Below are 8182 nucleotides of genomic sequence, written 5' to 3'. Positions count from 1 at the left end.
GGCGTACAGTGGCCGATATTTTATACATGACCCCAGAAGGCGCTCCGCATGTTTTCTTGCCGCCAGCGTCAGCAATTCAGGGCGATACGATTGGTAACAGAAAAGAATACAATTTCGATGGTTGTTCGCCATTACAGCTCATGAAAGCTTCTGTAAAAGGCAAAAATGTAGTGTTCCCAAGCGGAGCATCTTACCGCTTACTTGTGCTGCCGGCTTACGAGTCAATGACGCCTGAACTGCTTACCAAAATTGGGGAACTGGTAAAGCAAGGAGCAACCGTAGTAGGTCGCCCACCATTAAGATCTCCAAGTCTGAGTGGCTTTCCTGATTGCGACAAAAAAGTATTGGCATTAAGTGAAACCATATGGGGTTCTGTAACCAAACCTGCAGCGCAAACAAAAAGAACTTATGGCAAAGGTACCCTGATCTGGGGTGGCGAATTAGCCAGCCGGATTGATAATTTATACCCGCGGTATGAGCTTACTGCTGATATTTTAAAATCAGAAAACTTAGTTGAAGATTTCGTTGCCGATGACATCAGGTATACCCACCGTACAGGAAGCAACTGGGACCTTTATTTCTTGTCGAACACACAAAACAAACCAATAAAAGTAGATGGCAGGTTCCGCAGTGTGCAAGGATCCCCTGAATTATGGAATGCCATTACCGGGAAACGGATTCAGCTAAATGACTTCAAAACAGATCACCAGGTTACTACTATTCCTTTGCAATTGGATGCCTATGAAAGCTGTTTTATTATGTTCTCTAAAGAGAACAAATGGCTGGCATCAAAAACAAAAAAGGAAACTTTAACAAAAACACTTGTAACGCTCGATGGGCCTTGGGAGGTTAAATTTGACCCTAAATGGGGAGGGCCTGCAAGCACTACATTTGATAAACTATCTGATTGGACTACCAATAAAGAGGAGGGAATTAAATACTATTCTGGTACGGCTGCCTATCATAAAACCTTCCATTTTCCGCAGGCAAACCTAAAACAACCGATATATCTGGAGCTTGGAAAGGTGAAGAATATGGCCCGTGTTACCTTAAATGGAAAAGAAATTGGTATAGTATGGACTGCTCCATGGAAAATTGACATCTCTAACCATTTGCAGGCAAAAAACAACCAGCTCAAAATTGAAGTGGTGAACCTTTGGGGCAACAGGCTAATTGGTGATGAAAAAAAACCTGAGGATGGAATTAAGGATGATAAATGGCCAGATTGGCTATTGAATAACAAGCCTCGTACAAGCGGAAGATATACTTTTACCACTTCCAAACAGTACAATGCCGACTCTCCTTTACAAGAATCAGGACTTATGGGCCCGGTAACCATCATTCAGGAAACTATAAAAAAATAAAATATTATAATGTATAAACAATCTAAGGTCAGGATAGGATTATTTGGTATAGGTCTGCAAGCATATTGGGATCAATTTACGGGACTTAAACAACGGCTAACTGAATACATTGAGGTGGTTGCAAAAAGCATGGAAACTTTTGATGCCGAAATTGTTAACCTTGGCCTGATAGACACACCGGAAAAAGCTTTTGATGCTGGCTTAAAATTTAAGCAAGTGGATGTTGATCTGATATTTCTATATGCAACAACCTACGCACTGTCATCAACTGTGCTGCCAGTAGTAAGAAAGGCGGGTGTGCCGGTAATTGTTCTTAATCTAGCCCCACAGGCTAGTATTGATTATAAAAGCTTTAACAGCATGGAAAGCAGGACTGCTATGACAGGGGAGTGGCTGGCTTATTGTTCTTCGTGCTCAGTGCCCGAAATTGCAAATGTATTCCGTCGTAGTAATATCCCCTTTTTTCAGGTTACGGGGCTGCTTTATGATGATGCACATGTTTGGACGCAAATACAAGAATGGATACAGGCAGCGCAAGTAGCCAGAACGATGCAGTACAACCGGCTTGGTGTGATGGGTAATTATTACGGAGGGATGCTCGACATCTATACCGATCTTACCCTTCAGTGTGCAACATTTGGCGGGCACATAGAAATTCTGGAAGTTGATGAATTGTCGGCTTTAAGAACCAGCGTAACCGACACAGAAATCGAAGAAAAACTAACTGAAATTAAAACTGAATTTGATGTTCAGGACGATTGTTTAGCAGAAGAACTGCATCGGGCAGCTAAAACTGCTGTGGCGTTGGATAAACTGGTTGATAAGTATGATCTGGGCTCATTTGCTTATTACCACAAAGGCACTGGTAACGCCGAAAATGAAAATACGGTTACCTCTGTGATATTGGGCAATTCACTGCTTACTGGTAAACACGTTCCGGTAGCCGGCGAATATGAAATTAAAAATGTGCAGGCCATGAAGATCATGGACAGTTTTGGTGCGGGGGGGTCTTTTACTGAGTATTACGCAATGGATTTTAACGATGATGTAGTGATGATGGGGCATGATGGGCCCTGCCATCCTAAAATAGCAGAAGGGAAAATAAAAGTTAAACCGCTAAAAGTTTATCACGGTAAGGTGGGGCATGGCTTATCGGTAGAAATGTCTGTTAGCCATGGCCCGGTTACACTATTATCAGTATTAGAAACCGGCAAGGGCACACTGAAATTACTGGTTGCCGAAGCAGAATCAGTTGCAGGTCCGATTCTGGAGATCGGAAATACCAATAGCAGGTATAAATTTTCTTCGGGTGCGAGGAACTTTGTAGAGGCCTGGAATCAGGAAGGCCCTGCCCACCATTGCGCGATAGGAAAGGKACACATTGCCTCAAAAATTAAAAAGCTCGGTGACATACTAAATTTGGATGTGGTACACATTAAGTAAGATGATTTTCTAATTGAATCCATACGGGAGCATGATCACTTGTTTTTTCCCATCCACGAACATGACGGTCGACCGCTGCAGCTTTGAGTCGACTGGTTAAGTGAGGGCTTAAAAGGAAGTGATCTATCCGTAAACCTGCATCACGGCTGTAGGCGTTGCGGAAATAATCCCAAAACGTATAAATCTTCTCATTTGGATGTAATGTCCTTAATGCATCGGTCCATCCTTGTTCAACCAGGGTTTTAAAGGCATCGCGAACTTCGGGTCTGAACAACGCATCATCAACCCAACGTTCTGGCTTATACACATCAAGTTCTGTGGGCATCACATTATAATCTCCTACAAGTATTGTAGGTATATCAAAATCCAGAAGGGCTTTGGCATGGAGTTTTAAGCGCTCAAACCAAGCCAGTTTATAATCGAATTTTAGTCCCGGAGCAGGGTTTCCATTTGGTAAATAAAGACAGCCAATAACTATCCCAGCTATAAAGGCCTCAATGTACCTGCTGTTTAAATCCTCTGGGTCGCCTGCAAGCCCTCGTCTGGTTTCTTTAATTTCCAGATTCCGTGCAAGGATTGCAACCCCGTTCCAGCTTTTCTGGCCATGCCATATGGCATTGTAGCCGGCGTCTGTTATGGCTTGTTCGGGGAACTTTTCCTGTGGCGCTTTTAACTCCTGCAGGCATACTATATCTGGTTGCGCTTCTTCGAGCCAGCGAAGTAGTACGGGTAACCGACCATTAATACCATTTACGTTGTAAGTAGCAATTTTCATATCAAGTTTATTTAAGCTTAACCATTAACTAAATGCAAAAGTTTAAAATATTAATTTTTTTGGATTGCCAGCATTGCTTTAGTTCTCCTGAGGCAAAGCTGAAGGACAGGTAGTTTATCGTCGAGATGACGATCCCTTTTATGATGATAACACAGTAATACCGGATAAATCTGCTTTTCCGTGTTTCAGGAATTCGTAGGTTATTCGATCTGCTTTACAGTCTGTAAACTGAATCCGGTTCCGTTTAAATGTATTGTTTTTAAAGAAAGTGTTGGTAAGTGTCGCATTCTGGAACTTTACCCAGTCAAAAACACAGTTTTCAAAATAACAATCCTCCAGTGTGCCATCAAAAACAATATCAGCTATATGTGTATCAATAAAAGAGGTACGATTCCACACTGTATCTGAAACTTTATTATTCTCGAAGCCTCCCGATTTGAAACTCACGCCCGTAAAATCAGCACCCGAGAAATCGCAGCCCTCTAAATGACTTTTTAAAAATTCAGCTTCTTTAAAAGCACACCCTTTAAATAAATTGTTACTTAAGTGGGAGCTCTGGATTTGGCTGCTGCTGATATCGGAACCTGAGAAATCACAGTATCTGATATAGCTTTTCAAAATTTTAGCCTCCTTCAGAAAACTGTTCTTAAATAGGTTGTTGTCTAAATTGGAGGCCCGAATTTGACTATTGCTGATGTCGGAGTCTGAAAAATCACAGCTGTCAAGATTGTTGCTTTTCAGAAGAAGTTCTGATAAATCCGAACCGATAAATTTGCAACGCTGCATGTTAGATGAACTGAATTTTTCATGTAGATTTTTCAACCCTGAAAAGTCAGCATCAACCCAATTTCCTTGCGACATATCCCAGCTAAGTTTTCTCCCTTGCTTTTCGGATGGCGTTCCAGCCTGTCGCACTTCAATAGCTCCAGACTGAAAGTTTTCTGAAAAATAGTTAAGGTCAACACCAAGAATTTCAGCCAGACGATTAAAAGTAGTGATGTCTGGCATTGATTCTCCGCGCTCCCACTTTCCGACTGCCTGGGGGCTGATGAACAGAAGTTGAGCTAACTGGACTTGAGAAGTATTTATTTTCTTTCGTGCTTCGGCAATTTTATTACCGATCATTTTTGTGCTTAACATAGGTACTATCTTTTTATTATTTTTTGGACACTACAAAGGTATTTGGATGCATTTCCCGAATCAACAAAATACATAAACTTATAGTTGTATTTATGCTACTTCTAGTTGTTATTKACAACTATAAGTAGTAAAAATCTAAATTTGCTATACAGGAACAAACAAAAATTAAAAGATAATGGACAAAAGAGTAAAATTTGATTTTGAAATATACTTTACCAACGGAGGAAGCATAAAAGGTGAAGATTTTAGATTAGACATAGCTGGTGATCACATTTCTGATAAAGAACTTGCTGATTATATTGTTGCCGATCTAAGACTGCTGATGGTTGGGCAAACCAAAATTCTGAATAAAGAAATTTTTAACGAGGTACACAAGCGCAAACCCGTTAATGAAAAGGCAGGATCAGATTTATTCATTGATTTGAGTCATACTATTGAAGATGGGCTTGTAACTTACAAAGGATTGCCAGCGCCCATTATTTGTGACTATTTGAGCCGGGAAAACTCAAAAGCGCTTTATGCAGAGGGAACCACGTTTCAAATTGGGAAAATTGAAATGGTAAGCAACACGGGTACTTATATAGATTGCCCTTTTCATAGATTTGAAGATGGGAAAGACCTCTCGGAAGTTGGGTTAGAATGTTTTACAGACCTCGATGCAATTGTAATACGAGTGCCCTTTTCTGACACGCTGGAAATAACTGAAGAACACTTAAAAAATTACGAAATCAGAAACAGAGCAGTTCTGATTCATACCGGTTGGGATAGCCGTTGGAATACGGAAAAATATTACGAGCATCATCCTTATTTAACAGAAGGGGCTGCCAAATATTTAAAAGATTGCAGTGTTAAATTAGTGGGTATAGATTCTCATAACATAGATAACACTAAAGGAAAAACAAGACCTGTTCATACTACACTTTTAGGCGCCGAAATATTAATTGTGGAACATCTTTGCAATTTGTACCTGTTACCTGCCGAAGGTTTTACTTTTAGTGCAATTCCTCCGAAATTCAAAGGCGTTGGAACCTTTCCAGTAAGGGCAATGGCTAAACTGGCCAAACCTGATTAGTGGTTATATTTACTGTCTGAGCATTTTATTTTAATCAAAATTTTGTTTTTATCTTTTTACTTATTTCTTTGTACTTCCGATACCTATAATGCACATCAATGAATAAATTCTCAGACGAACTCAACCACATCATAGCACTATACAACACACTTGATTTTTCAAAAGAAGACGATTTATTATCAGATATTGAAAACAAAAATACGTGCGAAAATATTTTGGCAATAGTTCAAACCATACTAAGCAAAGAGCCAAATCATTTTGAAGCATTATTATGGCGAATAAGAATAAATAACAGCCCTGTTTTTAGCAATACATCTGCCATACAAGAAGACTGTAACCTTATACTAAATACGAGTAGTGATATAACTAGCAGACTTCAGGCGTATGATTGGTTAATTTATATTTACCTGGAAAAACTATCATTAAATGATATTGCTATTGAAACGTTAGAAGATAAACTAATTGATGTTGGTGGCATAAAAGACAATCGTGCCTTACAAGACCAGGCTTTTGGCGATACTTATCATAAATTGGCTTATCTCCATCAAGAAAAAGGAGATGAGACCGAAGCGATTGATTATTACCTGAAATCGTTTAAACATGCGCCAAAAATGGTATCCAGAAATTATGAGGGTGGATTACTTTTACTGGAACTGGAAAGGTTTGATGAGGCAGAACAGTTATTGTCTAAACATTTTGATTTTGCAGAGCCTCTGGAGTGTGTAGGCTATACAGAAAAGATAGAGGAGTTGTTTAACAGGGGTAAATTAAATAAGCATTGGAATTTATTTAATTTATTTTACCCTACTGCATATGAGATGCCAACAGAATTTGGGTACAAAAACCGTCAGGAATTTGTGGCGAAGTATCTGCCCGTTATTATTAATGAAACCGAAAAAAATCCAACAAATGCCATAGCCTGGAGGATGTTGAGCAACAACTATTACTTTAATGATAAGAATGCAAAAAAAGGCTTCGATAATCTGACCAAATATTATGAGATAGTTAAGGAGGTAAAAGATTTAGCCATCGAAAGATATTATGATACAGCCGAAGATTTAAATATCGATTTACGAAGTATCGATTTTCCAATTTATCCCGATGGTGCAATTTGCTATAACATACTAACTACCTATCTGGAAAAAGGCAACGAGGCACAGGATAAAAATGATCATTTTTCGGCCCAGATGTATTATGAAACGGCAAAAAAATATGGTCTGGCCGGCTACCAAGCATTTAACAATTACTTTAATAGTGATAAGGGTTTGTCTATTAACAATGAGCCACACACTTTTGCAATGCTTTGCAATAATCTGGGTATTGTAATTAAACAAGTATCCTGGTATCAGCATAAAAGCTACCTTAACGACGAGTGTAAATTTGCTTCAGACATACATTGGCAGGGTTACCAGGTTTCGCCATTCTGGGAAAACTTAGATAATGGAATGGAAATTTCATGGAGAAATGAAAATGACCTGAACCTTGAAAAATTCTGTCTGGAAGTGCTTTCTAATTTCGATTATTACAAAAATATTCTGGAAGCAGAAAAATGGTATCAAGTGATGTTCTACCTCATAACTGCTTACCGACAATCGGAAAAATATGAAGAAGCAAAACAAATTTACGAGCAAACCATCCGAAAATTTGAAGAAAGCGGAGATGAGCATAAAACTATTGTAAGTATTGTTTTGGATACGGCTATTGTGTATTTCAACTTTTTAATGGCTAAAGGTTTGCATAATCAAAGTCTTAGCTATGTAAGTGATTTATTTAGCAATCCGGCTTATCAAAAAATGCAAAGCGAAAAAGCGGAGAGTTTTAAATATTATTTTATGGCGCATGCCTATCTGGGTTTAAACGACAAAAACGAAGCTCAAAAGTATTTTAAACTGATTACGGAGAAATTTGCAAATACTCAATTAGCCTATATACGCGACGTAGTGAACGATGCTAAGAGTAATTTGAATATTATAAACGCGGGGCAGAACTTTGATGAGGTAGTTGTTGCGCTCTATAAAACTCAACCTAAAAGAATTTTGGACTATCCTTTAAAGGCAAAAGAAGAAAATGTCAAATATTTAAAGCAGATGTTGAATTTGGTTACCAATAATAAAATGCCTTCTTCATCTGCCTGGGTAGAGAAAGACATGTATATTGGTTTTGAGCTTAGAAAAAAGCGAACTGAAATTGAAGAGATATACGATTCGTTTTTTTATATCCATTTGAAATCTGAGGATTTAGGGATAAGGTACGAGCTTGTAGAGTGGCAGGATATAGAAAGTGGGTTTTTAGGTTTATCAAAAAAAATAGTACAGCGCAATGCCTTTTATGTAGGGTTCTATACAGCGTACGAATCAAATGCATCTGATACACGAACAGAATTTGAAA

The 8182-nt window shown here is 38.8% G+C and carries 6 protein-coding genes; 4 read left to right on the top strand and 2 right to left on the bottom strand.

What is annotated here, in order from left to right; all coding sequences use genetic code 11:
- Positions 1-1364 (top strand): glycosylhydrolase-like jelly roll fold domain-containing protein (locus AC1DG9_RS19495; protein WP_477635072.1); only part of this gene is annotated, 1364 nt, incomplete at its 5' end.
- A gap of 9 nt (positions 1365-1373) precedes the next feature.
- Entirely contained in the window at positions 1374-2807 is a 1434-nt protein-coding gene (locus AC1DG9_RS19490; RefSeq protein WP_477635071.1) for an arabinose isomerase, read from the top strand.
- Here AC1DG9_RS19490 and xth read toward each other — a convergent pair.
- Both xth and AC1DG9_RS19480 read right to left on the bottom strand, forming a co-directional pair.
- On the bottom strand, positions 2800-3582 hold the full coding sequence (xth, locus tag AC1DG9_RS19485; protein WP_337715039.1) for an exodeoxyribonuclease III: 783 nt from the start codon (positions 3580-3582) through the stop codon (positions 2800-2802). The genes AC1DG9_RS19490 and xth overlap by 8 nt on opposite strands.
- A gap of 138 nt (positions 3583-3720) precedes the next feature.
- A complete protein-coding gene (locus AC1DG9_RS19480; RefSeq protein ID WP_288880342.1) occupies positions 3721-4722 on the bottom strand; it encodes a pentapeptide repeat-containing protein in 1002 nt (333 codons plus the stop codon).
- A 175-nt stretch (positions 4723-4897) separates the two neighbouring features.
- Here AC1DG9_RS19480 and AC1DG9_RS19475 point away from each other — a divergent pair, with 175 nt between their 5' ends.
- Both AC1DG9_RS19475 and AC1DG9_RS19470 read left to right on the top strand, forming a co-directional pair.
- Positions 4898-5794, top strand: coding sequence for a cyclase family protein (locus AC1DG9_RS19475; RefSeq protein WP_288880339.1), 897 nt, complete (start codon positions 4898-4900; stop codon positions 5792-5794).
- A 98-nt stretch (positions 5795-5892) separates the two neighbouring features.
- Positions 5893-8182: tetratricopeptide repeat protein (locus AC1DG9_RS19470; RefSeq protein ID WP_477635070.1), on the top strand; the 2290-nt coding region annotated here is incomplete at its 3' end.

This window comes from Pedobacter sp. 05L430 (genome assembly GCF_056397585.1).
The sequence above is the reverse complement of the archived record's forward strand: the minus strand, read 5'-3'. Positions and strand labels throughout refer to the sequence as shown.

What these genes read in the sequence shown, in the direction of transcription:
- xth (WP_337715039.1), bottom strand. Translation starts at nt 3,582, where the DNA reads ATGAAAATTGCTACTTACAACGTAAATGGTATTAATGGTCGGTTACCC.
- AC1DG9_RS19480 (WP_288880342.1), bottom strand. Translation starts at nt 4,722, where the DNA reads ATGTTAAGCACAAAAATGATCGGTAATAAAATTGCCGAAGCACGAAAG.
- AC1DG9_RS19475 (WP_288880339.1), top strand. Translation starts at nt 4,898, where the DNA reads ATGGACAAAAGAGTAAAATTTGATTTTGAAATATACTTTACCAACGGA.